General features: G+C 48.1%; 24 protein-coding genes. 12 read left to right on the top strand and 12 right to left on the bottom strand.

What is annotated here, in order from left to right; translation table 11 throughout:
• The first annotated feature begins 5 nt into the window (after positions 1–5).
• From nudB to PRUTH_RS16360, 6 genes are all read left to right on the top strand, one after another.
• The gene (gene nudB, locus PRUTH_RS16385; RefSeq protein ID WP_151173908.1) at positions 6–464 is read left to right on the top strand and encodes a dihydroneopterin triphosphate diphosphatase; all 459 of its coding nucleotides are present in this window, start codon (positions 6–8) and stop codon (positions 462–464) included.
• Positions 465–533: 69 nt separating this feature from the next.
• Positions 534–1,091 carry a hypothetical protein gene (locus PRUTH_RS16380; protein ID WP_022946431.1) on the top strand — a complete coding sequence of 186 codons (558 nt, stop codon included), beginning with the start codon at positions 534–536 and terminating at the stop codon, positions 1,089–1,091.
• Between the two features lies 1 nt (position 1,092).
• Complete coding sequence (locus PRUTH_RS16375; RefSeq protein WP_151173907.1) at positions 1,093–2,193, top strand: beta-ketoacyl-ACP synthase III; 1,101 nt, start codon at positions 1,093–1,095, stop codon at positions 2,191–2,193.
• A 2-nt stretch (positions 2,194–2,195) separates the two neighbouring features.
• The gene (locus PRUTH_RS16370; RefSeq protein WP_151173906.1) at positions 2,196–2,876 is read left to right on the top strand and encodes an iron-containing redox enzyme family protein; all 681 of its coding nucleotides are present in this window, start codon (positions 2,196–2,198) and stop codon (positions 2,874–2,876) included.
• Positions 2,869–3,711, top strand: coding sequence for a DUF6999 family protein (locus tag PRUTH_RS16365; RefSeq protein ID WP_151173905.1), 843 nt, complete (start codon positions 2,869–2,871; stop codon positions 3,709–3,711). The genes PRUTH_RS16370 and PRUTH_RS16365 overlap by 8 nt, the downstream gene beginning before the upstream one ends.
• Positions 3,712–3,737: 26 nt before the next feature.
• Entirely contained in the window at positions 3,738–5,666 is a 1,929-nt protein-coding gene (locus PRUTH_RS16360; protein WP_151173904.1) for a hypothetical protein, read from the top strand.
• 40 nt (positions 5,667–5,706) lie between these two features.
• Here PRUTH_RS16360 and curA read toward each other — a convergent pair whose 3' ends face one another.
• The gene (gene curA / locus PRUTH_RS16355; RefSeq protein WP_151173903.1) at positions 5,707–6,735 is read right to left on the bottom strand and encodes an NADPH-dependent curcumin/dihydrocurcumin reductase; all 1,029 of its coding nucleotides are present in this window, start codon (positions 6,733–6,735) and stop codon (positions 5,707–5,709) included.
• A gap of 150 nt (positions 6,736–6,885) precedes the next feature.
• On the opposite strand from curA, the gene PRUTH_RS16350 reads away from it, so the two are divergent.
• Positions 6,886–7,245: a MerC domain-containing protein gene (locus PRUTH_RS16350; protein WP_022946428.1), complete on the top strand. Its 360-nt coding sequence runs from the start codon at positions 6,886–6,888 to the stop codon at positions 7,243–7,245.
• Positions 7,246–7,295: 50 nt separating this feature from the next.
• Here the strand turns inward: PRUTH_RS16350 and PRUTH_RS16345 are convergent, their stop codons facing one another.
• A complete protein-coding gene (locus tag PRUTH_RS16345; protein ID WP_151173902.1) occupies positions 7,296–9,557 on the bottom strand; it encodes a TonB-dependent receptor in 2,262 nt (753 codons plus the stop codon).
• Between the two features lie 131 nt (positions 9,558–9,688).
• On the opposite strand from PRUTH_RS16345, the gene PRUTH_RS16340 reads away from it, so the two are divergent.
• Positions 9,689–10,597 (top strand): histone deacetylase family protein, encoded by a 909-nt coding sequence (locus tag PRUTH_RS16340; RefSeq protein ID WP_151173901.1) that lies wholly within the window; start codon positions 9,689–9,691, stop codon positions 10,595–10,597.
• Between the two features lie 56 nt (positions 10,598–10,653).
• Here the strand turns inward: PRUTH_RS16340 and cyoE are convergent, their stop codons facing one another.
• The 6 genes from cyoE to PRUTH_RS16310 form a co-directional block, all read right to left on the bottom strand.
• Positions 10,654–11,538 (bottom strand): heme o synthase, encoded by an 885-nt coding sequence (gene cyoE, locus PRUTH_RS16335; protein ID WP_151173900.1) that lies wholly within the window; start codon positions 11,536–11,538, stop codon positions 10,654–10,656.
• 16 nt (positions 11,539–11,554) lie between these two features.
• A complete protein-coding gene (gene cyoD / locus PRUTH_RS16330; protein WP_151173899.1) occupies positions 11,555–11,911 on the bottom strand; it encodes a cytochrome o ubiquinol oxidase subunit IV in 357 nt (118 codons plus the stop codon).
• Positions 11,908–12,537 (bottom strand): cytochrome o ubiquinol oxidase subunit III, encoded by a 630-nt coding sequence (gene cyoC, locus PRUTH_RS16325; protein WP_053909576.1) that lies wholly within the window; start codon positions 12,535–12,537, stop codon positions 11,908–11,910. Before cyoC ends, cyoD begins: the two co-directional genes overlap by 4 nt.
• The gene (cyoB, locus tag PRUTH_RS16320) at positions 12,534–14,522 is read right to left on the bottom strand and encodes a cytochrome o ubiquinol oxidase subunit I (RefSeq protein ID WP_045980165.1); all 1,989 of its coding nucleotides are present in this window, start codon (positions 14,520–14,522) and stop codon (positions 12,534–12,536) included. Before cyoB ends, cyoC begins: the two co-directional genes overlap by 4 nt.
• Before the next feature lie 2 nt (positions 14,523–14,524).
• Positions 14,525–15,430 carry a ubiquinol oxidase subunit II gene (cyoA, locus tag PRUTH_RS16315; protein WP_371741534.1) on the bottom strand — a complete coding sequence of 302 codons (906 nt, stop codon included), beginning with the start codon at positions 15,428–15,430 and terminating at the stop codon, positions 14,525–14,527.
• Positions 15,431–15,780: 350 nt separating this feature from the next.
• Positions 15,781–16,179, bottom strand: coding sequence for a hypothetical protein (locus PRUTH_RS16310; protein WP_151173898.1), 399 nt, complete (start codon positions 16,177–16,179; stop codon positions 15,781–15,783).
• 421 nt (positions 16,180–16,600) lie between these two features.
• On the opposite strand from PRUTH_RS16310, the gene PRUTH_RS16305 reads away from it, so the two are divergent.
• The 4 genes from PRUTH_RS16305 to PRUTH_RS16290 are packed head-to-tail and all read left to right on the top strand — an operon-like array spanning position 16,601 to position 19,447.
• Positions 16,601–18,046 carry a hypothetical protein gene (locus PRUTH_RS16305; RefSeq protein ID WP_151173897.1) on the top strand — a complete coding sequence of 482 codons (1,446 nt, stop codon included), beginning with the start codon at positions 16,601–16,603 and terminating at the stop codon, positions 18,044–18,046.
• Positions 18,047–18,050: 4 nt separating this feature from the next.
• Positions 18,051–18,545 carry a hypothetical protein gene (locus PRUTH_RS16300; RefSeq protein ID WP_151173896.1) on the top strand — a complete coding sequence of 165 codons (495 nt, stop codon included), beginning with the start codon at positions 18,051–18,053 and terminating at the stop codon, positions 18,543–18,545.
• 57 nt (positions 18,546–18,602) lie between these two features.
• Positions 18,603–18,995, top strand: coding sequence for a hypothetical protein (locus PRUTH_RS16295; RefSeq protein ID WP_151173895.1), 393 nt, complete (start codon positions 18,603–18,605; stop codon positions 18,993–18,995).
• A gap of 59 nt (positions 18,996–19,054) precedes the next feature.
• Positions 19,055–19,447 carry a hypothetical protein gene (locus tag PRUTH_RS16290; RefSeq protein ID WP_170268993.1) on the top strand — a complete coding sequence of 131 codons (393 nt, stop codon included), beginning with the start codon at positions 19,055–19,057 and terminating at the stop codon, positions 19,445–19,447.
• A 146-nt stretch (positions 19,448–19,593) separates the two neighbouring features.
• On the opposite strand, the gene PRUTH_RS16285 is transcribed toward PRUTH_RS16290, so the two are convergent.
• From PRUTH_RS16285 to PRUTH_RS16270, 4 genes are all read right to left on the bottom strand, one after another.
• On the bottom strand, positions 19,594–21,084 hold the full coding sequence (locus tag PRUTH_RS16285) for an OmpA family protein (protein WP_170268991.1): 1,491 nt from the start codon (positions 21,082–21,084) through the stop codon (positions 19,594–19,596).
• Between the two features lie 131 nt (positions 21,085–21,215).
• On the bottom strand, positions 21,216–23,765 hold the full coding sequence (locus PRUTH_RS16280) for a family 20 glycosylhydrolase (RefSeq protein WP_257221101.1): 2,550 nt from the start codon (positions 23,763–23,765) through the stop codon (positions 21,216–21,218).
• Entirely contained in the window at positions 23,758–24,624 is an 867-nt protein-coding gene (locus PRUTH_RS16275; RefSeq protein WP_151173891.1) for an ROK family protein, read from the bottom strand. Before PRUTH_RS16275 ends, PRUTH_RS16280 begins: the two co-directional genes overlap by 8 nt.
• Complete coding sequence (locus PRUTH_RS16270) at positions 24,621–25,889, bottom strand: MFS transporter (protein ID WP_151173890.1); 1,269 nt, start codon at positions 25,887–25,889, stop codon at positions 24,621–24,623. The genes PRUTH_RS16275 and PRUTH_RS16270 overlap by 4 nt, the downstream gene beginning before the upstream one ends.
• Positions 25,890–26,061 lie beyond the last annotated feature (172 nt).

Genomic DNA, 26,061 nt, shown 5'->3' with positions numbered 1-26,061 from the left:
CGAATATGAGCCTACGCCAACCTTACTCTGTACTCGTGGTTATCTACACCCTCGAGGGCGAATTTCTGTTACTACAACGCGCTGATGACCCTGAATTTTGGCAATCGGTTACCGGCGGTATTGATGAGGGTGAGCTCCCCTGTGCTACCGCAGCTCGCGAAGTGTTCGAAGAAACCGGCATTGATATTAGCCAACAGCAACTCAGGCTGGTGGATGAACAGCGCTGCCACCGTTACGCTATCCGCGAACAATGGCGCTATCGCTATCAACCGGGGGCAACGGTGAATACCGAGTATGTATTCTCATTGTGCTTGCCCAAGCGTTATCCAATCCAACTGGCCGCCGACGAGCACCTTAGTTACCTGTGGCTTGATGCCAATCAAGCCTGCGACAAAGCCTGGTCTGCCAGTAACGCGCAAGAGATCCGCACACTCGCGTTAGCGCTTGCACATAACAGCCGTTAAACACGAATATTTGTTCCGCCTTTATCTGCTGTGGTAATCTTTGCTTCCTAACAAGGAAGTGTGAACGCTATGGATACTGCACAGATACTGATCAACCTCTTACTCTTCGTTTTTTTGCCGCTGTGGGGCATTGCCGGCTTCATTGACTGGTGTTGTCACCGCGCAACCGATATCGAACACACCTCTGGGTTAAAAGAGTCATTAATGCACTCGGTGATGGGCATCCAAGTGGGTATCCCTATTCTGATGTGTTTGCTATATCGCGTAAATGTCTTGGTGCTGCTGATATGCTTTGCCGCTTGGCTGCTGCACGAGGTGGTGGCCCATTGGGATGTCTCGTACGCGACCGGTAAGCGCCACATCAGCATATGGGAGATGCATGCACACAGTTACCTGGCGACCTTGCCGCTTTATATGTTGGCGCTCATCGCAGTAGTTAATTGGCCGGTGGTGGTCGATTTAGTCACCCTCAATTGGCAAGGCCAAATGCAGCTTACCCCGATGGAATACCCTCATGGTGGCTCTTGGTTCTTACCCGCTTACTTAACCTTTATGGCGGTGCTGTGTGTGTTCCCTTATTTAGAAGAAAATATTCGCTGCTTGCGCAGCAGTTTGAAAGGACTTTAACGTGAGCGTTTATATCACCAGCACGGGTTTCCACTTGCCGGGCCCGGCCATTAATAATGACCAAATTGAGCCGCTTCTGGGTTATGTGCACGGCAAAGCAAGCCGCCTAAAAAAGCGCATTTTACAATCCAATGGTATTAAAACACGCCATTACGCCATTGATAGCGATCACAACACCACGATTTCTAACGCCGAAATGGCCGCTAAAGCGGGTGCCGACTGCCTTGCGCAAAGCTACCTAGATAAACATCAACTTGGCTTATTGTGCGCAGCCACCAGCCAAGGTGATTTGGTGTTGCCCGGGTTTGCCTCTATGGTGCAAGCCGAAATGGCACTCAGTGATGTAGAAATCCACTCCAGTCACGGCATTTGCTCGAGCAGCTTAATGGCATTAAAGAATGCCTATTTACAACTGTTGGCTGGCGAGCACGAATCGGCCATGGTGGTCGCCAGTGAGCTCACCTCGCGGCTGTTCAAAGCCAGTCGTTATGAGGCGGCAGACGCGCAGCTAGATTTTAACGCCGAGTTTTTACGCTGGATGCTCTCCGATGGCGCGGGCGCCCTCATGCTCGAGCGCCAACCCCGTGGCACCTGCTTTAAAATAGAGTGGATCCGCAGTTTTTCGCACGCCGATGCCTATCCCGTGTGTATGTCGGTGGGTACGGCGGATAAAAGCACTAAGCCATGGCAGGATTACCCGAGCTATCGCGATGCCGAGGCCGCAGGGGCTATCTTATTACGCCAAGATGTGCGCTTACTCGATAACATCGTCAAACTGGGCGTGGATGGCTTTTTACGGCTATTAGACCAAGGCCGTGTCCAGGTTGACGAGATAGACCATTTGCTGTGTCACTACTCATCCGACTATTTTCGCCAGCCCATCTTCGACATGCTTAAGCGCGCTGGCTGTCATATTCCCGAGCATAAGTGGTACACCAACTTGTATGAACGCGGCAACACCGGCTGCGCCTCTATTTTTATTATGCTCGATGAATTTCGCCGCACTCAGCAGTATAGCGTAGGCGATACCATTATCTGTATGGTGCCGGAAAGCGGCCGCTTTAATAACGCCTACATGAAATTAACCGTGGTACAGGAGTAAACATGGAACACTATGTATTAAGTGAGCACGGCCAACAGTGCCTGCAAGGGCTAATGCGCATTTGGTTCGACTTTGAGCGCCAACTTGGGCGTGTCGACATAATTGCGCGCCTACAGCGTGGTCAGTTTACTGTGCACGACTACCAAAAATTACTCCTAAATTTACGCCAGCAGGTGGTTGAGGGAGCCCGTTGGATCACTCGCACCGCTTCAAGCTTTGATAGGGACTATGCCGATGTGCGCGCCGTGGTCATTGGCCATGCCCAAGAAGAGCACCGCGATTACGAGGTTTTAGAGCAAGATTACCTTGCCACCGGCGGCCAACTTGACGATATTCTCAATGCCCCTCGCAACGCCGGTAGCGAAGCCTTGCATGCGTTTTTAATGTATCGCGGCTCGCAGCCCAACCCGGTGGATATGATAGGCGCGATGTGGATCATTGAAGGCCTAGGCCACAAGATGGCCAGCGATTGGGCAAAGCAAATAGAACAATGTGTCGCGTTAGAGGGTGAATACACTCGCTTTATGCGCTACCACGGCGAAAATGACGATGCCCATTTAGAAAAGCTTTATCAATTAATCGACCGGGTATGTCAAAACGAGTCTCAAGTGCAAGCTATTTTACGCACCGCCAAGGTTGTCGCCCGCCTTTATGCCCTGCAATTGGAGGAAGTCGATGGCTAATAATAGCGCCAATAAGCACCACTCAGCGCTGTTGCAAGCGCTGGCCGTTGATAATTCCATCCCCATTGAGCAGGCGGCTGTGGATTTATGGCTTAAAGACTTAAACAACCCGCTGCGCTGGTTAGTGCGCCCGCTTTTTCAAGGGCTTTTCGCTATATTGCTGCATTTGGTGTGGTTATTTAAACGCTTACCGCTGCCCCAATTTAGTGCCCATGGACTACTACAAAAGCTGATTTGCTGGTTTTGTCGCCACTTTGTAAGTGTGGAGGCTAATTTGCTGATTTTGCGCCACTACGCCACCGAGTCTAACATCTTGAATTTTATTATCGCCAATAGTGATAAAGCCGATGTTGAGCCAGTGCCGCTGTACCCAAAAACCATTGATGATATGCGCCATGCCAGCTTTGTTGAACATGATCAGTGCTTGTTTAAAGCCTTTGCTCAGCTCGGGCATTGGCAACCGCTATCAAAGCCTAAAACTGAGCTTGATTGGCGCCATTGGCAAATGGTTAATATGGATGATTTTCAGGTGGAAAAGCGCTGGAGCCAGTTTTTAGACTTTGAAAGTGCTCATGCACTGTTTATGTGCCTGTTTTGTTTACTGCTCAAACGCGACGAATACCGCGACGCCATTAATGGCTTTAACCTAGACCAATCTATGGCTATTCGCATTGGCCAAATGATTGGCGAACCTAATCTCACCGAAATGGCTTACAACAAACATCCTTTGTATTTAGTTGGGCCATGGAACCTCAGCCAACGCTTTTTAATGCATGGCTTTTTTACCGAGTATATGTACGCACGCTTGGAACAGCTGCGCGACTCATCTTGCTAATATCAACAAGGATTTAAATAATAAACATGAAACATTCGCTTCTTTGTAGTGCTATTGCACTGTCTCTTTTTGGCTGCGGTGGCAGCTCTTCTGATTCAGAAAATACTCCTTCACAGCCACAAAACACAGCCCCATCGCTCAGTGGTGTTGCCAACAACACGGTTAAAGCTTTGCAAAGCACCACGGTCACGCTAGAGATGAGCGACAACGAAAGTGATGCGCTCACCTTTACCATTGAAGACAAACCACAATGGGTCACTGTGGACCTTAGCGAGAATACCGCCACGTTAACGTTGGCACCGGATTTTTTTGATATTGGCAGTCACGAATTAGCACTGAACGTTTCCGACGGTGAGCTTAGCCAAGCCTATTCTTTAACCGTTGAAGTAGATGACAACCCCGAGCAGTGGCGTGATGATATCAGTCTGAGTCGCGCTGAACTGCGTGGTGCTTGGTCAAACAGCACTAATGACTTTAATATTGTGTTTAATGGCTATGATGCTGGCGCGCTAATTATTGATGACACTATGAAGCAGTTTGACTATGAGTTAAACAATAGTGCGACCGCTGTGAACTTAGCTGTTGACCCCGCTTTGTGTGGCCCATACTGCGAGCGTGAGCAACAAGCTGCAACGCTGCGCGCCGTCGCTGAGTCTGACTCGCAACTGCGTATCCATGTCGAGGGGCTAGAGCAAAACTACACTGTTAATATGGCCAAACGCTCGGCTCCTTCTGTAGAGAAGGCTTATTCCACTGATGAATTGGTCCTTGGTTCGTCTTCCTTGGGTCAGCTAGAGATCAATACCGAAAGCAACTTAGAGGCAAAATTTTATCTGCCTAATCAGTATTATAAATCGGCAGGTATAGTTGGTACATATGATGGTGAAATTTTAGATGTTAACGAAGTTATTATAAATGGCCCGCTTTCTTATTACAGTGACAAAGCAGACGTAATATTCTCACAGCATTTTTATAAAAAAACTTCTGGCGGCATTAAGGAAATCACCTTAGGCCGTAATGTCAATTATGTAGAGCCTCTATTCATTGATGATAATTTCATCGTCTATGACATTGTGCACAGTGGAGAAGTATTATCTTCACTTGATGGGCATAGTGTGGATGATTTCGATGGGTTGGCGCCCCTACTGACGGATTATGCTTCATTAAGTGCCCAGTACCGGTTAAACCAAGTTGCTCCTCCTGCTTTATCTTTTGGAGATAAATATATTGGCCGCCTCGTGGGCGAACATATTATTAATGACACTGTGTTTTTGAAGGCTGTTGAAGTAATCTTCGATACTGCCACAGAGCTCACTATCCCTTTTACTGTTCCACATGCAGAAGAACCATATGAACTCCCCGTTACCTATGAAATAGGGCCAAATCAACTCACTTTGAACTATCAAGAAAGCGAAGTCGAAGTCGCCTTCTTTCAAAATCATAAGGGCGATACCCTGATAGCATCTGATATGAGCCAAAGTCCAAAGTGGGTAACCCCATTTATAGCAATACAAGAGCAACAGCCGCTTTCAGTGCAAAGCTTCGCCGGAGTGTATGAGCATATTACTGATGCATACTATAAAAGTGATGTTTATTATTCTGTCTTCCACAGTGACGGTACTTTAGGATACAGGCTGCTAGCCGATGGCCCTCTCGATGAAGTTGAATTGAGTGAGGAGACAACACACTTTTGGGGAGTTCACGATAGCCGAGTGGTTTTCATAGAGTACGACTCTTGCTCGCAGGCAACGAACTTTGCCGAGTGTTTAAGCTTAGTAAAAAGAGCTGACGCTGATAACCTCTTTACTTATGTACAAAGCCTCACACCCTTATCAACAGGGGCCGAGAGTACCATTTTTAATTATTCATCATACTATGGTGGTTGGACGAATAGTGAATCTGACTCAGTTTCCAACACCGCTGTAAACTCACTACGACAACTAAAAAAGCATTAGCGTTTTAACGCCGAGGCAAGCGCCTCGGCTCGCTTTGCCGTTATTCAGGGTTGTTTATTTTAACCACCATTTTGCCAAAGTTACGCCCTGCTAGGACGTCATTGAGGCCTTCAGGTGCATTTTCTAGCCCTTCAATTAGGTGTTCCTTATACTTAATTTTTCCCTCTTGCACCCATTTTTGCATGTCGGTGGCAAACTCTTCATAGCGGTGAGCGTAATCATCAAAAATGATAAACCCTTTCATGGTCATACGTTTAGTAAGGATTTTCCCCATCAGCAATGATAAGCGGTCAGGCCCCGGCGGTAATTCGGTGGCATTGTATTGCGACACAAGGCCACACACAGGAATACGCGCACCGGTATTTAATAACGGCAATACGGCGTCAAACACTTTGCCACCAACATTTTCGTAATACACATCAATACCGCTGTCGCAAACCTTGGCTAATTGCTCAGCAAAGTCATCGGATTTGTGGTCGATGCAGGCGTCAAAGCCGAGTTCATCTTTAACATAACTGCATTTTTGCGCGCCACCGGCGATACCAATAACCTTTGCCCCTTTTAGCTTGGCGATTTGCCCGACATTAGCACCTACCGCGCCACTGGCCGCAGCAACCACAACGGTTTCCCCCGCTTGTGGCTTGCCAATATCAAGTAGCCCCATGTAAGCGGTAAATCCTGGCATGCCCAAAACACCTAAAGCATAAGACGGGTTTTGTGGCTGGGAGCCTAGGTTAATAACGCCTTCACCATTGCTGATGGCGTAATCTTGCCAGCCATTCATTGATAGTACCCAGTCCCCTGCTTTAAATCCTTCAATATGAGATTCAACAACCTGGGAGACCGTACCACCGACCATCACCTCATCGATAGCCACAGGATCGGCATAAGACTCGGCGTCGCTCATGCGCCCGCGCATATAGGGATCAAGAGATAAATAAATCGTGCGCAGCAGCATTTCCCCTTGCTTCGCTCTCGGGGCGTCCACCTCTTGCAGGCGGAAGTTATCTGCTACGGGCTCACCTTCAGGGCGAGAGTTCAATACGATCTGGCGGTTTGATAATGACATAGTCACTCCTTTTTTGAATAGCCGTTCAAATTTAAATTGGGACACGCCGATGAATTTCAATAGCTGAGCGTCGATTTATTTTGAAGATGCGAAGATATCAATACAGCAGAAAATATTATAATATAACACTTGAAATTTAAGGGAGGACCTATGAAAGATAAATTAGCTATTTTTTTCAGTGCTTTTTGCCTAGTCCATTGCATTGTATTGCCCGCAGGCTTTTTGATATCGACATCTATTTTAGGGCAGTTTTTGTTCTCAGAGCGCATTCATCAAGGACTTTTCCTCGTTATTGCAGCCTTGGCGCTGTGGGCTCTTCCTCAGGGGTTGCGTCAACATCATCAACCACTGCCGTTACTGCTCGCGTTGATTGGCTTGTCGCTGCTTGGCACCGCGTTATTTGTGCCAAGCTTAGAGGTGCTTTTCTCCGTTGTCGGCAGTTTATTGCTGATGGCTGCGCATCTACGCAATTTTTGGTTGTTAAAAAAAGCCAAGCCACTGTGTGTATAGTGCTTATCTGACAGTATGTACGAGGGGCTTAAACGCCCCCCGACGATGAGTTAGAAGCGCGCTCGCAATCCAAGGGCTATGCTGCGACCTGGCAATGGAGCAATAAAGCGTAAGTAACTTTGGTGCGCACGGGCATCTTCATCAGTGATGTTATCGATATTGACAAATAATTCCCCGCTATCTCCTAACCAAGATTGCACAACACTGGCATCAAAACCTAACAAGGCATAGCTTGATGAAGGCCTTTCATGCTTACCGACATTTTGTTGTTTGTCATGATGTGTGTAATTTACAGTAAATCGCAAGCCATCATACTGCCAACCTAGCTTTAGGCCCGTTCTATTCGCTGGAGTTTTAGGTATGCTGTCTCCTTCCATAGTGCGCCGCCAATATTCATCTTCTTGTGCTTTATCTGGGTTTAGGAAGTTATCTAGTTCAAAAGGATCGTAGCTGCCATCAAACTGATAGCGAGGCGTATTTTTTACACTGTCTGTGAAAGCAGATAGCGTTATTACGCCCCAGTCTGTAAAGGTATATGAATAATCTAAAGTAATTTCATAGCCTTGATTATCGGTATCAGCCTGACGCCACTCTTGAACATACACACCCCCTCTGTTTACGCCAGTATTTCCTAGATAAGTGAAGTCGGTGTATTCATTATCAAACCATGTCGCCGCCAATTGTAGGTCACCCAAGGTAACGCGCGTCCCCCATTCTAACGCTCGGTTTTGTTCGACATTTAAATGCGTATTGCCTTGCTCTTCAATTAATAAAGCCAAATGGGGGTTACTTGCGTAGAGCTCATTAATTGCAGGTGCACGCTGCGCATCAGTGTAGCTAGCATGCAAGGACCACATAGGCACGGGATGATAATTCATGCTTACACTGTAGTTTTGCAAGTGAAACTCACGTTCCTGCACGTTTGCTCCTTGGCCACGCCCGGGCACATAACTCCCTTCAAGATTCGGCTTATATTGAATATGGTCATACCTTGCGCCAAACTGCAATTGCAATGCTTGCAAGTGCAGGTTTTGAAGTAAATACAGCGCCTCTCGTTTGCCCTCGATCTCAGGCAAATAATTATCGCTCCCCTCGCCTCGGTGTTCACTGCGCTCTATTTGTAACCCTATCGAGGCCGGTGCTTGGTCTTGCCATGTAAAGCCAATTCGTGGGTTGAGTTGCAAAGCATCTACTTCGAACAGGTTAACGGAGGTGCCAGCTAACGTCTCGTCATCTCTTTGTTGAGAATAAAAGCCATTAATTTCAAGGTAGTCTAGGTAGCTTTGGGTATTGAAGTGTTGACTGTAGCGGCCATCAATACGATGAAAAGAAGAGTAAATGCGAATATCCGCTGCTTGACCTACTTTTGGGGCCGTCGCAGACCCTAGATGCATAAACCCAGGGATCCCTCGGTTAGCTTTACCAAAGCTGTATGCAAACCCGAGCTCTTGATGCTCTGAAAATAGCTGGCTTCCGCCAATTGAGCCAGAGGTTTGATAGCTACTAGAGTTGCTAACTTTCCCTTGGTCATTGAGGCCATAGTGACTAATTATCTGCTCATCAATGGGGGTAATATCAACCCATTTTTCACCATTAAACTGCCACTGCGGCGACGCTAATTTAACCTGACAGTGGTCGGCTAGGCGCACATCGGTCACTAACTCTGACCAGCTTGCACACACCGGTGCCTTGGCGCTGTCTGGCACTTTGTAATCACCTCGTTGACGCACAAGGATATTGGCATTAAAGGCGAATCCTTGTTGCTGCCCTTGAGTTTGCGCTAGCAATGAGCTGGCACTATTGTAGCCACTTTGCAATTCGACTTTTTCTTGCGCTTGCCAAGCGCTTAGTTGTTTAGGAATACGGCTATCATCAACATCGACAACGCCTGCCATCGCCTCACCGCCAAAAGGGATCACCGCAGTGGCGCCTTTAATCACACGGATATTGTCGGCAAAGAAAGGCTCAATCGGCACGAGTTGATCCGCACTGATAGAAGACATATCACGCACAGCCATCGCATTGGTCGCTAAGGCCACACGTTGAGCGCCGAACCCCCTGAGTTGTGGACGACTAGCAGAGGGGCCAAAGTGGCTTGCGCTCACACCTGGCAGTGTATCAAGGGTGTCGCCGAGTGTAGGCGCTTTTAACTCGTTTAATTGGGCACCATTGAGTTCAATATTTGCGCCAATCAATTCGCTGCTTGCAGAAGGAAGTTGATGCTGCCCACTGACTTCAATGTGCTCAATGGCAACACTAACATTGTGGCTGCTGGCTAACGCTAAGGAGATAAGAGAAAGTGAAAGATTCATGATTTACTATAAAAGTTATGATACAACATAACATTATCATCACAATGATAGTTCCTTTTCAAGGAAATTAGACAAACTCTAGGTTCTTTCGTTACGCTTAACTTCTCGTTATCGCTAAGTCTGTTTGCTGTATGGCCTTGAATCCGCATTTACCTTTGGTTTATCACCCCAATTACTCGTTTAGCTTTGACCCCAATCATCGCTTTGTGATGAGCAAGTTTGCGCGCCTGTACCATCATGTAAAAGGCCTAGGCTTGGTCGGTGATAACCTTGAGCAACCGCCGCTCGGAACCCCGGATGATCTCAGCTTAATTCACTGCGATAACTATGTGCATGACCTATGGCATAACCGTTTAGATGCCAAAGCGATGCGCCGTATCGGCCTACCCTGGTCACACAACTTAATGGCGCGTACCTTCACCGCGCCTTTGGGGACACTGAAAACAGCCCGCCTTGCCCTTGCTCATGGGGTGGCTTGCCATTTGGCAGGGGGCACTCACCATGCTCATTATGACTTTGGCTCTGGCTATTGCATGGTTAATGATTTAGCGTTCACGGCGCAAACGCTGATTAATAGTGGCGAAGTGACCAATGTGTTGGTTTTTGACCTTGATGTACACCAAGGCGATGGCACCGCCGCGCTGCTGCAACATCAACCCTATGCTTTTACCTGCTCCATTCACTGTGAAAAGAACTTCCCGTTTCGCAAATCCCCCAGTGATTTGGACATCGGTCTTGCCAATCACATAAGCGATGACGAATACCTCGGAGTGGTCGATGACACCCTAAAGCACTTGCTCGACAGCCTAAACCCCGACTTAGTGTTGTATGACGCCGGCGTTGATATCTGGCAGCAAGACGGCCTAGGTAAGCTGGATGTCAGCTGGCAGGGGATCGCACAACGTGATCGCTTAGTGCTCAAGCGCTGTGCACAGCACAATACCCCAGTGGCTACGGTAATTGGCGGCGGCTACGATAAAGACCATGAACGCCTAGCGGCACGCCATGCCATTGTGGTTGAGCAGGCTGCACAACTATAAGAAAAAAGGCCCTTACGGGCCTTTGGTTAACTTTGGGAAAATGCTGCTAAAAGGTGCTAATTAAGCACCAGCAACTGTGGATTGGCAGCGTGATAGTCCACAGCCATGGTGATGCTCAACACGGTGATATTAACAATGGAAAAGGCAAACACTTGGCGTGCCCAGCCATGCATATCAATATCGCGGCGATAGCCACGCAAGGCCATCAGCAACCACCAAAAACTAGTCGTGCACGCCACCGCCATAAAGGCGAGCCCGGTGTAGCCACCGAGCGGCAATAGCATGACCACCAAGGCATACAAAGCAATGTAGAAAACAATATGCCGCTGCGCTCTAGCTAAGCCCTTTGCCACCGGGAGCACCGGAATATTGGCGTCGCGGTAATCCTGATAACGGAAAATCGCAATGGCATAGGAATGCGGCATCTGCCATAGGCAAAACATCAGCAACAAAATGGCTGCCCCTGCATCAAATTGGCCGCTGACGGCGCCATACCCCACCACCGGAGGCACCGCCCCAGAGAGGCTGCCAACCAGGGTGCCGTACACGGAGTGACGTTTCATATACAAGCTGTATACGCCCACGTAGATGATGTAGCCAAAGGCAGCAAAGCCCACCGCCAAGGTATTGGTGTAGTAGATTAATGCGCCAAAACCACATACCGCCAATACCAAGGCGTGGAGCAGTGCCGCCGACGCCGATATTTCGCCGGTGACGGTGACGCGGCCTTGGGTGCGCGCCATTTTGGCATCAATGTCACGGTCAATAACATTGTTTACAACGCACCCCGAGGCCACCACCAACGAGAGCCCCATGAGCGTAGCCAGCATAAGTGGCCTGTCTATCTCGCCGCGTGCGGCCAGCAAGAAGCCCCCCGCCACAGAGATAAGATTGCCGATGATGATCCCCGGTTTAGTCACCGAAAAATAACGACGAAACATAAGCACGACCTCGACGTTAATACATCATCATGGCGTTGGACTCGTAAATGATCCACACCGATAAGCCAACCACCATAACGATGATAAGGGCACTAAAAATAAAGGAGATACTATTCGCTTTGCCTTCTTCACTAACAAAGTTAAGATGCAAAAAGTATTTTAAATGCACGTAAATTTGCACTATGGCTGCCACCACCACAGTGGACAAGGTACTGGTTGTCGACAACGCTCCACTGCTCACCGCCCAAAACGGTGCACCGGTGAGCACGACCGAGAGTACAAAACCAATGACATAATCCTTAGCGTGATTAACTAGGCCTTGCTCTGCGACTGCCTCGAGCTTATCCATCGCGTGAGTTTCACTGTGACTCATGACATCACCCCCATTAGATACACCACGGTAAATACACAAATCCAGACAATATCCAAAAAGTGCCAAAATAAGCTTAAACAGCTTAAGCGCGTTACCGTTTGCCCCTTAAGCCCACGGCGCAGCACCTCAATCATCATCACGCTCATCCAAATCAATCCCGCACTCACATGCAGGCCATGCAGCCCCACCAAAGAGAAAAACGAGGTTAAAAACGCACTTTGTTGTGGGCCATTGCCAGCGGCAATTAAGTGATGAAACTCATACACTTCCATAGCGATGAACACCGCCCCTAGGGCAAAAGTAACCGCCAACCAGCTCAATGTAGCCGCCTGTTTTTGCGCCTTAGCGGTTATCATGGCAAAACCAAAGGTAATACTGCTGAGCAACAAGGCCGCCGTTTCTAGGGCAACAAAGTCAAGCTCAAAGATATCTTTGCCGGAAACCCCGCCGGCGGTGTTCATGTACAGCACCGCGTAGGTGGCAAAAAATGACGCGAATAACAGGCAATCGGTCATCAGGTATAACCAAAAACCAAACACGGTATTGCTTGATGTATCATGGTGCGCACAATCGGGGTGATGCGCCTCACCTAAGGTGTGAATAGCGGTTGATGTAGTGGCACTCATGAGCGACCCTCCGCAGTTGCATGATGGATATGGGCTGACTCGATGGCTTCAATTTCAGCCACCGGCACATAGTAATCAACGTCATTGCTGTAACAACGCTTAATAAACACGGTTATAGCGGCGCCAAGGCCGGCAATGGCAAGCCACCAAATATGCCAAATCATGGCGAAGCAAAATGCCGTAAGCGCGGCGCTCATAAGCACGCCAGCTGAGGTGTTTTTCGGCATGTGGATGGGCGCATAGTGTTGCCCTTGCTGATAAGCCTGCCCCTGCTCTTTGGTGTCGGTCCAAGCGTCAATATCACGTACCACCGGGGTGTTTGCGAAGTTGTAGTACTGGGGCGGTGATGCCGTAGACCACTCTAAGGTATGGCCATTCCAAGGATCGCCGGTGGTATCTTGCAATTGCGCACGGTTTTTATAACTCACCACCAGTTGGATCACCTGAAATACGATGCCAAACATAATGATCACAGCACCGACAAAGGCAATGTACAGCCAGATGTTCCAATCTGGGTTGTTGGTGTGGTTTAGGCGTCGCGTCATACCTAAAAAGCCCAGTACATACAGCGGCATGAAGGCAACAAAGAAGCCCACCAGCCAACACCAGAATGACGCCTTGCCCCAACGCTCATCCAATTTATAGCCCATGGCTTTGGGGAACCAATAAGCAAAGCCGGCAAGGTAGCCAAACACTGCGCCACCAATAATGGTGTTGTGAAAGTGCGCAATCAGAAACAAGCTGTTATGAAGCACGTAGTCTGCGCCGGGAATGGCGAGCAACACGCCGGTCATACCGCCCACAGTAAAGGTGATCATAAAGCCAATGGTCCACAGCACCGGCACGGTGATGCGCAGACGCCCTCGGTACATGGTAAATAGCCAGTTAAACAGCTTCACCCCAGTGGGCACCGCAATGACCATGGTCATCACCCCGAAGAAGGCGTTTACATTGGCACTGGAGCCCATAGTGAAAAAGTGATGCAGCCAGACGATAAAGCCCAAAATGGAAATTGCACCACTGGCATAAACCATGGACTTGTAGCCGAACAAACGCTTGCCAGTGAAAGTCGAGATCACTTCAGAAAAAATGCCAAACGCTGGCAAAATCAGAATATAAACCTCTGGGTGGCCCCATGCCCAAAATAAGTTGATATACATCATCGCATTACCACCTGCTTCATTGGTGAAGAAGTGGAAATCCATGTATCTATCTAGAGTAAGCATGGCCAGCACCGCTGTTAAAATGGGGAACGATGCGGCGATAAGAATATTCGCCCAGGTACATGCCCAAGTAAAAATAGGCATCTTCATCAAACTCATGCCCGGCGCGCGCATTTTAAATACCGTCACCAGGAAGTTTACCGCCGTTAGCAAAGTACCCAAGCCTGATATCTGCAACGCCCAAATATAATAATCGACTCCCACACCGGGGCTAAAAGATAACTCTGACAGCGGCGGATAGGCGACCCACCCAGTCTTAGCAAATTCGCCAAGCCCTAAGGATAAATTAATCAGTATTGCGCCGCCCGCCGTAAGCCAAAAGCTCAGGTTGTTTAAAAATGGGAAGGCCACATCGCGGGCACCGATTTGCAGTGGCACCACAATGTTCATCAACCCAATCATAAAAGGCATCGCCATAAAGATAATCATGATCACGCCGTGTGCGGTAAAGATTTGGTCGTAGTGCTCAGGGGGCAAGTACCCGGCTGCCCCGCCGGTCGCCATGGCCAGCTGAGTACGCATCATAATAGCGTCAGCAAACCCACGGAATAACATGATCAGGGCAAGGGTTATGTACATCATGCCCAATCGTTTATGATCAATGGAGGTGATCCAATCTCGCCATAGCACGCCCCATTTTTGATATTTTGTCATCGCTGCTGCAAGCAGCAGACCCAGTACAGCCACAACCGCCAAAGTCACCATAATAATGGGCTCGTGGTATGGAATGGCCTCAATTGATAGTTTTCCAAATAGATTCATTTTCACTCCTCGACGCGATGTTGGTTATGCGCCGCATGCTCGGGCTTGGCGTAATAATTCATTTCACCGTGACCTTGCATGTACTTCATCACAATGCTGTGAAACAGCCCCTGCTCCACCTCGCTGTAATAGCTCACCGGATGGTATTCACTGGGTTGGGTTAACGTCTCGTAGCTGTGTTGGTCTAACTTAGTCCCTTTGGCTTTGACATTGGCAACCCAGGTATCAAAGTCGGCCTGTGTGGGGGTGGCAATGGCATTAAACTTCATGCCACTAAACCCGGCGCCACTGTAGTTGGCTGAAAAGCCTTTGAATGTGCCAGGCTCGTTGGCAATCAGGTGTAGCTGGGTTTCCATGCCCGCCATGGAGTAAATTTGGCTTCCCAGCTGGGGAATAAAAAAGGAGTTCATGGTACTTTGCGAGGTGATTTTATATTCCACCGGCACATTGGCTGGAAACACCAGCTCATTGACCGTGGCAATACCCTGCTCAGGGTAGATAAATAGCCACTTCCAATTTAGCGACACCACCTGCACGGTTAAGTGCTCCCCTTTACCGGCCAGCGGCTTGTATGGGTCAAGTGCTTGTGTGGAGCGCCAAGTGATCACCCCAAGCACAATGATAATAACGATGGGAATGGTCCACACCGCCGCTTCTATTTTGCTCGAGTGCGCCCATTTCGGGGCATAGATCTCATGGTCGCGACCATCGCGATATTTCCAGGCAAAATACAAAGTCATGATGATCACCGGGATCACCACAACCAACATCAGAACGGTGGCAATAATAATGAGATTTTTCTCATCAATGCCAATTTGCCCCTTGGGGTCCAGCACTCCGCCACTACAGCCACTGAGCACCAACACCATAAGGGCGAAAGCGAATGAAAAGAGTTTTCGAGTTAACAAAACACTACCCTACAACCTAAAGGTTAAACCTCGCCACAAAGTGGCCTGAGCTACTTCAAGCGCATAAATACAACGCTTAAAGGACGAAATTCGCGGTTAAGGGAGCATTTTTAAGATGCAAAAATGCTGCTTTGCCAAAGGTTCTCTGCAGCCGCGACATAAGCGACTGAGTCAGCGTATAGCTTGACCTTCACTAATGTAGAGTGTGCAGAGATAGATTAGCATTGCTGCCCGAGGCACCGCGAATAACACTGCGGTGGGTTGACTGTGGTCAGTGACAAAAATTAAGCAGACGCACTGAGGTCGCTACCGAGGACACGCATTTCCTAAGTGGTAGCAACTAAAAACAATCAACCGGCAAATGATGGAGGAGCGCGGCACCCATGCGCGCCTTGAGGATTCTGGCAACGGGTGGGGGCGACAAAGTCAAACGCCGCTTTACGCAGCGAAATGGCTGCGCGCTTAGGCGCAAAAAAGTGAAACAATAACCAACATAAACCAATTAACAACTGGGCGCTAAGCACCGGCTGGGCAAAAAACTGCATCGCCGCCACCAACCAAGGCTCTTGGCTTAAACCTTCGCCCATTAGCGCTTCAAGCTCGATGGCATCTCCAAGAGAGCCGCTGAGCAACAACGCCGTATTAAGCGCAAAGAGCACACAAGCAAGCACAACACCACGACCAAAGCACGCGCCCAACACCAGCGGTTGCGTTAGCAAGGTTGAATTGTTCGTGTTAGCTGAAAGCACTGTGTACATCCACTTCGGGTTTAATTACGAAATATTGGTTAGGAACTTTCACTACTTACTGAAAGTTCGCGCCGAGTATAACAAAGGCATGCTAGGTTGCAACTAACAAATCACCTAAGCCCGCGCATTAAAGTAAGGCGCTAGTTCTCTAGCCACGAGATAGACGCGATTGTTATTTTTTTAAAATAAAAGTGATCGCTCTATTTATAAAGTTCCGTAAAAGCGTGCGAAGGGTTTGCAATTGCAACCACCTTTTGTTCCTCTCTAATTGGATTCAAACAGGGGGTGTGCATAGGAATTGGCCCCCCTTCACCATAGCGTAGAATAAGCGCCCTGGCTGGGCGCTTTCTTTTTATTGTGCTTTTTTTTAGGCATCACATCGGGTAATATTGTCGCCAGTTAAAAACAATTTATGTGTGCTATGGAAAGCTCTAGTCTCGTCAAGGATTACAACCCAGTAACGCCTGCGGCATTCGCTCGCGGTTACATTGTGTATTGCAGTTTTGGTCATCCTCATTTGGTGTGTCGCCCTGAACATATCCCCGATGATCCTATGCTTCCCCATCCCATCTATGCATTTCGGTCCGGGCGTGTATTCGCCGAGCAGTTTTTGCATGATCTCGACCCATGGCGCAATAGTCAGTTTATTATTAGCACCTTGTTCGACTATTTACATATCACCAGCTTCGGCTCAGGCTATAAGCCAGTCACTTCACAGCTTAACGAGGTGGCCGAAGCTTTGGTGGATGAACGCTTAGTGATGTTCGAACTGTGGGATATTGCCGAGCACCCCAACGTGGTTAAACAACAGCTGCAAAAATCAGATAAAACACGCAGTAGCGATGCCGCTGGCTCAAGCGCACCGAAGCGCAGCAGCGGCGCCGATTTGGCAAGCCCAGAGAAAAAGGCACCCGCACCCAGTTCCACAAGCTCAGCGCCAGTGGTCACCGGCGCAGGCAAAAAAACGGATACCAGCAAAGCAAGCGAACCACAAGCAAGTGAAGCAAGCGCTAAAAAAGCGCCAGCACAAAAAAAAGCACCACCGCAAAGCATGGAAGAGTGTGTGCAGCGCTTGGCGGATGCGCGTAAACGTCTAGAAGAGACCGGCGAATATCAACCTAAATATTCACAGAGTGAATTAGAAGCCTTAGCCGCAAAGGGCGTTGTAAAAGAGCGCTTTATTGTCACCTTACAAGAAAAGAAAGGACCTAACGATAAGCTTGGTTTTGAACGTGAGTCGGGGCGGACAACCACTTGGACCACTACCTTTGACCAAATGGAAAATGCTGACACAGACCCTAAACTGCTGAACGATTTAAATGGTATGAATTGGAAAGAGGACGCCGAGTGGGAAGTTATTATCGTAGACCAAGAAAAGTACTTGGAAAACGAAGACTCCTATACCTTTGTACCAACCTATGATCGGATGAAGGACGTGGGAGTTAAGGAGTTTAGCAATGAAAACTCATCAGAAACAGACAAACACCCTCCAGAAACATTAAAGGAAGTGATGACACCTGAATACTCAAAGGAATACAAGGGGATAATGAACGATTACTTTGAGGCAGGCCTTAATCCCTACAACCAAGATGAGGTGGATGAGTTTGCCGAAATTTACTTTAAAGATGAAGATAAAAGCGAAAAATTTCTAAATCGACACATGTATACCACCGAAATAGGCACAAACCATGCATTTTCTGGCGACGGACTAACCAAAACAAAAGGAGAGTCAGGCTACCTTCCTGCGAACCAGCATGGAACACTTGAGAGTATTACCATCGAACGCTCACCAAAAACTATCGCTGAGCTCGAAGACCCTAAAGTAGGCGCTATTATGCGAATTCCTGCCAAACCAATTAGAGGATAAATAGATGCTTGATATTGATCAGCTTCCACACGGTCATACTTTAGAAAAGACTCTCGATAACTTCTTTTTCAACGAAAATGAAACACTTTATATAGTGAAAAGTTCGACAACCTTGTTTTTTAGAAAGAAAAGCAAGTTAAATGAAAAGCAACGTGCGTTCTTCAAGAAAGACATCCGCCATACTGAATTTCGTATTCCACTCAGTTCTTTAGATTGGGTAATAGATACCATCGAAAATGGTTTCATGAAATTACCCAGTGAAGGGGGGCTCCCTGCCGACACACTTCACATGAAAAACTTATTTGATGGCCAAGAATTGAAAATCCGTTTCTCACCAAATTGTATGGCTGAAGATGAAAAGGGAATTTCAATATTAAACCTTTCAGTTCCCTCTAAAGTGCATAATTACTCTACGATACAACTGCCTTACGTGTCTCTACTAGAGCAGGGTATTCTTGCTGAACTCAAGCGTATAGCCCAAAACTATAAAAACGCTTGAACGCTCTAATATAGATAGAAATAGCCAAAAGCGACTGAAGCGCTTATAAGAGGGTTTATGATTATACCAGCAGAAAGACTACAGTACATTGCAGACCTATTCTTACGCTGTGAAAGAGTAGAACAAAACCCTTGGACAGAATTAGCTTTTGTTTTCGAGTTTAATGAAGGTCATATGGCCAACTCTGGTTTCATATATAACGCAGAAGCAGTACGCCCTGCCTCTGCCGAAATAGAAGACGATCCTTTGTTGTTAGACGACACTCTGCTCGAATTCCGTGAGGAAGTTTATGAGCAATGCGACTGGCGTTTTATAAAGTTATTGTTCCAAATGGAAAGCGAAACCGGGCGCTTTAAAATCGATTTTGAATTTGAAGATAAAAGCCGCTGGGAAATTCACCCTGGCAATATGATGGAAATGCGTGAGCAGTTGCGCCCTCATTTCGATTAATCGCTATTTTGGCGTTGGTTGTCGATTTTATGCATCAAACGCCTACAAGAGGACACCGTATGAATATACCAATGGAACGTCTCCAATACATTGCAGGTCTATTTCTACGCTGCAAGAAAGTACAGCAAAACCCATGGACAGCGTTTGCGTTTGTTTTCGAGTTTAATGAGGGCCATATGGCCAACTCCGGCTTTTTATATAATGGCGACGAAGTTGAACCCGCAACAGCCAGAATAGAAGAGGACATGTTGCTACTTAGCAATACCCTTCGTGAATTCCGTGAGGAAGTTTATGAGCAATGCGACTGGCGTTTTATAAAACTGCTGTTTCAAATGGATGGCGAAACAGAGCGCTTTAAAATCGATTTTGAGTTCGAAGATAAAAACCGCTGGGAAATCCATCCTGGCAATATGATGGAAATGCGTGAACAGCTGCGCCCTCATTTCGATTAATTTACGCTCTGCCAATATTATTGAGTCTTTGGTTCTGGCCCAGCACTTTTTGTATAACTGACCAGTGCTTTTGTAAAACAAGGCCACAGAACAACTTATATTCAACCATAGCGCCCTGCAACCTGAGGCAGGGCTTAACTGCTTGGTTATAGGAACATGGGAGCTTTGAGTACCAATTCAACGCGACGGTTACGCTGCATATTATCGTCATTGTCGTTTGCAGCCAACGGAGCGACTGGCCCGACACCCACCGCTTGCAATCGCTGTTGGGTTATTTGGTAATCACGAACCAGGGTGTTCACCACTTCTTGAGCGCGTCGACTCGCTAAGTCTTGGTTGTAGTCAAATACACCTTTGTTATCGGTGTGACCAACCACATACAAAGAAACATCAGTCCTTTGCGTTAAGAACTTTGCAATTTCATCCAATTGCGCTTTTGAGCTAGGTTTAATGGTGTGTTTATTAAAATCAAACTCAATACCATACAAAGAAACACTGCCTGTGTTTTGTATTTCTTTTAAAAGATTGTCACTGTCGATATTTAAAGCTACGTGGCTAACCCCTTTTTCTTCAATAATATCAACCACCAACTCTACACTTTCCTTGGCCCTACGTTGTAGGCTGTACATCGATGTGTATAGCTTGCCATGAGGTGTGTCTTTCTCAGCTGTGAACAAGTAAAAGTTGCTTTTTTCAGTCATGTTATAGATATCAGAATCATGACGCTTAGCAAAAATGGTATCGCGGTAATTATCACGCAAAATATAGTTGCCACAACTACGTGCTTGGCACTCATAAATAATAGTGAACCCAGCTTGGGTCAGTGCATTCATGTAGTTTTTATGAACTGCATAAGGTCCAACCGTTTTATCAATACGGTAATTTAGCGTGGTCACTTTACCGCCGACGGTGCGCACCGGAATTGATTTTTTATACTGACCTACAATTAACGGATAGGGTTCATAATCACTCACGCCGCTGCTTTTGATATAACTGCCAGGGAAGCGCTCGATTAATGGGTGATCAGCACTGCCTTTTGCATCTTTTTCCTTGGCTTTTAGCTGACTAAAATCCAACGCATCAATCTCAAAGTCTTGCTGCACGCTAAGACCCGCATCAGGCATGGGCAACGATGCAATTTGTTCATAGCCTAAGGAAAGCCCTCCGCTGCGTTCTTGTTTAGCAAACAGCATAACTGCACGTGGCTGCTCATTCACTGTTTTCATCGCTGACAGATAGCCAAATCGGTTTTCCTGCACATTGTAATAACCTAAGCGATACAACACTGTATCGCGAAAGGTATCATCAATTAGCCGGGCGTAAGTGCGTTTATCACACTCCTGAACGCAATAAACCTGTATGCTAAAACCCTTAGCCTCCAGCTTGGCTTTAACATCAGCAAGTAGGTGTGAAAAGCCGAGTTTGGCGCTAGGCTCAATCTCCTGCATGTAAGCGCGATACTCCCCCGCTAACTCTATACGTTGATCACCTTTGTCTAGCACTAATACAGGCATATAGCTGTAATGGGCGTCGGCCTTGGTGCGGCCGCCTTTGTATTTGTCGACGAATAGATTACTTTGCGCAAGGCTAGAAGTGGTAAGTAACAGTAAAGCGAAGGTAAAGAGCAAGCGAACCATTATTTTCATCCTTAAATATAATTAGCCTTATTAATACTTATTACCGTATTTAAATCAACTAGTTTCAGTAGCGAAAGCAAAAAGGCGGTGATCACCGCCCTGCTCTTGCCTTACTGGTGTGAAATCTTGGTTTACTGCAAACTCAACGCCCTGCCTCGGCGCTGGGTTAGTGGCGATCGTGCTCGTATCGCCCGCACCGGGCCATAGTGCTTGTTGCCCTTGAACGGTTGCCACTGGCCATCCGCCGCTTGTACTTCAATGGCAAACCCGGGAAGTAAAGTAAAGGCATCGATATAGCCTTGTTTAGTGGTGCTTGCCGCCACTGTGGGAATGCGATAAAAACGCCCGTACTTTTCTAATTTAGCTATTTCCCGTTCGCCAACTAAATAAGCAAAACGCTGCCAGTCCTGCTCTCGTTGCTGTTGGCGTTGCGCATCGAAAAACTCGGTGTCGGCACTGTAACTGCGACCGGCCACATAAGGCAGTGCCCACTGCGGTTTGTGCCAAGCACGCTCTGCTAACGCCAATAAGCGCGGATACAACATGTACTCGGCTTGGCGGTCTGTGCGCAGCATCTCCGACCAAAGGTGTCCTTGCACACCGGCAAACTGCACACCGGGTTGTAATGACGAGTCACTGTCATCGGCGCGATACGGCTGATTTTTAACACTGCGCCATATCTCTGCATGTGCGGGCAGATTATCAGGCATAAACTCAAATACTTTTTGCGTATCAACAGCCCGACTGGCCCAGTGATTACCGCGCTCTTGTGGGTGCGATTGATATGGAAAGTCAAAATAGGTGACATCTGGGCTGGAGATCACCACATCCCATCCTTGATTGGCATGCTGATGGGCAACCTCATGGCCATTGTCACTCAAGGTCGCCCAGGCGTTACTTTGCACATGAGCTGGCATATTTGCTAAGCGCACATCGCTCATGCCATCACTCCAACCACCTACTTTAATGCCTTTATTAGCCAAAGATTGACTAATCTTTTCAATAAAATAACCATTGAATGAGCTAAAGTCCGCGACCTTATCTTTGAGCTGTTGGCATGCCGGTGACGCCAGCCAGGCTCCGGCCGTTTCATCGGCACCAATATGATAAGTGTGCAACGCCACCCCCGCTCGCTGATGTAAACGCTGTACTTCCAGCAGGACCTTATCGATAAAGCGATAGGTTGACGGCAAACAAATATTTAAGGTGTTGTCGTTATAATGCTGAATAGAGCGGTATTGCGTACGGTCTTGTGGCTCCACTAAACGGTACTGACGGGCGCGCTGTTTGTCGCCTTGCGCCAGCAAACGCTGATAACGAGCCTCCATCGCTTTAATAGCGGCACGCGAGTGCCCGGGCATATCCAGCGAAGGCACCACTTCAATATGATGGGCTTGGGCATAACGCAAAATATCAACATAATCTTGCGCGCTATAAAAACCATTCACTCCACTGTCACTAAGGTGGCCGGCGCCCAACTGGGGCAACAAGCAGCGCTGCTCTGCTAAATCTAAACAACGTGTTGCCGCCACCTCGGTCAGCTCCGGTAAACCATCAATGGCAAGACGCCAGCCTTCATCATCTGCCAAGTGCAAATGCAGCTTGTTAAGCTTATACGCCGCCATTTGCTCTATGGTATTAAGAATAAACGCCTTAGTTCGAAAATTACGCGCTACATCAATGTGTAAACCACGAAAGCCATAATGCGGCGCATCTTCTATAGCGACCCGCTCCAGGCTTAAATCGTCACTATTCAATAGCCCCGCTACACTTTGCAGCCCGTAAAAGGCCCCAGTGGCACTGGGCGCTTGAATAACAATGCTCTCACCACGCACATTGAGTTTATAAGACTCTGGCGGCGCGCCTGCTTGCTCGCTAACATTAATTTCAATACTCACCGCAGCTTGGCGCTCATGAACGCCGAGGGTTGCTAATCGTTTTAACGCCGCCTCGATAGCGCCTCGCTCTATCCCCTTTAATTGCAGTGTAAAACCTTTGCTTAGCGACAATCGCCCTGGCGCCTTACGCGCAATGTGCTGTGGCTGTGGCACCAAACCCAATACGGTATCACGGGGCTTAGGGCGTACTTGATGGTGATATAAATACTCAGCCCCCATCCAGGGGGTTTTATCATCATCACTCACTCGTAATTGCTTGATGCCGGTGAAAGCCTGTAAATAGGGTTGCTGCTCTAAGCCTGTAGTGTCATCAACAGCGCTTTGCGTGCTGGCGATCACCTGTGGCTCAAGACGATGCTCAACATCGCTTATCAGGTAGTTGGGCATAAATTCCGAGCGGGTGATTTGCGATTGTTCAGTGTAAAAACGCACGCTTACGTCCGCCTCACCAAAGCCGGTAAACTGCGAAGTGGCACGGATGCGGTGTAGATCACCATTAACATGCTCAATAGCGAGCTGCTCCCCCTGCACCGCGTAGATAGGCATCAGCTGGCTAAAATAGATGGCCCAATCGCTTAGTGGCTCTAAATCCTCGGCGCTGGCTAACGACAGTGTCAGTTCACTGAGGTAACACGTCTCTTTTTGCTCAGGACAACTATCAGGATTGGCATCAATCAAGGTGTAATGCACTTGTAGTTGCTGCGCCAAACGCTCAAGCTGCAACGCCGTGATCGCTTGCGCGTTGGCCGCGTAAACAAGCAACAATAAAATTAGGTTACGCACAATAAACCTCCTTGTGTGGCAAATGGGTGTGACGTTCGAATAACGCATATGCCCCCAACAGCGGCGCATATTCCAACTGCCCGGGGCTTATTTGCAACGCTTCAACTAAAATGGGGTGAGCCTGCTTACTGAGCGCGTGCCACATGGTTTCAGCAAACAGTGAGTAAGAGCGTGCCACGGAGCCGCCAAGCACGACTTTGTCTGGGTCAAAAGCCAGCATCACCTGCGCCAAGGCATAACCTACGTGTGTACCTAAATCAGCAAACAACGCCTTTGCATGCGCATCGCCTTGTTGCGCTAACAGTGCCTGCGCGCCCCCCTCTAAACCTTGGCGCTTAAAGAATTGCCCGCTGGTATAGTGCTCAATGATACCATCTCGATAGGGAAAGCTACCAAACTCGCCGGCCGCCGCATGTTTGCCGCTATACAAGGTGCCATCGATGACAATGCCCGCGCCAAGGCCGGTGCCTAAGCACACACCCACGAGGTTTTGCACTTGATGGCCGCCATAACAATACTCGCCCATGGCAAAACAGTTGGCATCATTGTGCACCACCACCGGTAACTCAAAGTGGGTCTGTAACAATTGCTGTAAAGCAACGTTGTGCCAACTGGGAATATTCACGGTTTCCAGCACCCGACCTGATTGCATTTCCACCATGCTCGGAACGCCAATGGCAATGCCTTGACTGTGCTCGTTAATGGTACTGCGCACTAACTCTAAGACAAATGCATTGATTTGTTCTTTCTCCCCTTGGTAGGGCACCGCGCGACGAATCGGGGCGCTGAGATTCACGCCATCAACACGCGCTACCAGTGCTTTGGTGCCTCCCAAGTCGATGCATACAACATTTTTCATGAAGGACTCTTTAACTCTTCGTTGGAAACGGATTTTTTAAACAGATTAAGGGTGTGATTGCGCACCAGTGGACGCGCCCAAATACCCACGCTAAAGATATAAATCAGCGGTACAAACAGTACTAGAATGGCGATTTGTAAGCTCCCTATACCTTGGCTGATTGCGCCAATGATTGGCGAGGCCACGGCGCCGCCAATAATGCCAGTGCAGAGGATCCCGGCCACAGCGCCATGCCCGGCTTTAAAAGAGTTGAGCGCCAAAGAGAAAATAACCGACCACATAATGGACAAGAAAAACCCACAGGCAGGAAATGCCAGCACCGCTAGCGATTGGCTGCCAAACAGCGCTACAACTAAGCAGAGCGCGGCACCCACGCTAAAGAACATCAATAACTTTTGCGCATCCACACACTTAAGTAGCACTAATCCGAGTAAACAACCCAGGGTTAAACTCAACCAAAAATGACTCACCACCGCTGCGCCCTCAGTGTTGGGCTCTAAGCCATGTTGTTGCTGTAAAAACACCGACATGGAATTGGCAATGCCTTGCTCTAGGGCAACATAAGCGGCGATTGCAAAGAAGAACTTAATGGCCGTGGGGTTTTTAAAGTATTGCAGGCTTTGCTTGGCGCTGAGCCGTTCATCGGCGTTGCGCTGGGCTCTTTTAATGGGTGTTAGCGCTATCCATACCAGCATGGCCACACTTAATGCCGCAAACAGCCAATACATACTCAGCCACCCCATATTCGCGGGAATACTCGGCGCTATCATGGCTCCAACACCTTGCCCAGTTTGCGTTTGCTCAAGTAAATGTGAATACACCAAAGGGGACAACGTTGCAGCGCCACCAAACATCAGCTGCGCCAACACTGACAACAGCGCAAAATGCTGGCTGCCGCCGCTTTCGCGCAATAATGGGTTAACCGCCACTTGCAGTAGTGCCATAGCTGAGCCGAGCAAGAACAGCGCTGTCATTGCAACCGCAAATACCGGCATAAGCACAAACGCCATTGCGCCTAATGCAGCGAGTAAAAACGCCAACAACATCACGTGTTTCTCGCCCCAAGATTGCACTAACAACCCCGCCGGAATGGACATGACTCCGTAGGCGATAAAGAATGCGAACGGGAAAAACCCCGCTAGCGTTAAGCCAATATCAAAGCTATCAATAAGCGCCGGAAATATCGGTCCGAGGATATTGGTAATAAACGAAATCATAAAAAAGGTCGCGAGTACTAATACGACCACAGGGATATTAGTTTTCATTGTTCTTCCCTCTGTGCCTTAAAATAAAAGGGGTGATGGTTTATACGAGCCGGCCTGTGGGCAAACAAACACAATGCTCAAGGGGAACCACGACCATCACCCCAAACGGGTTATTAATTCTCTTTTTATGCACTGCCAGTATCGCAGCCTTTTGCCACCACTAGCGGCACAA

The sequence above is a fragment of the Pseudoalteromonas ruthenica genome, assembly GCF_008808095.1.
GTDB classification, from domain to species: Bacteria; Pseudomonadota; Gammaproteobacteria; order Enterobacterales; family Alteromonadaceae; genus Pseudoalteromonas; species Pseudoalteromonas ruthenica.
The sequence above is the reverse complement of the archived record's forward strand: the minus strand, read 5'-3'. Positions and strand labels throughout refer to the sequence as shown.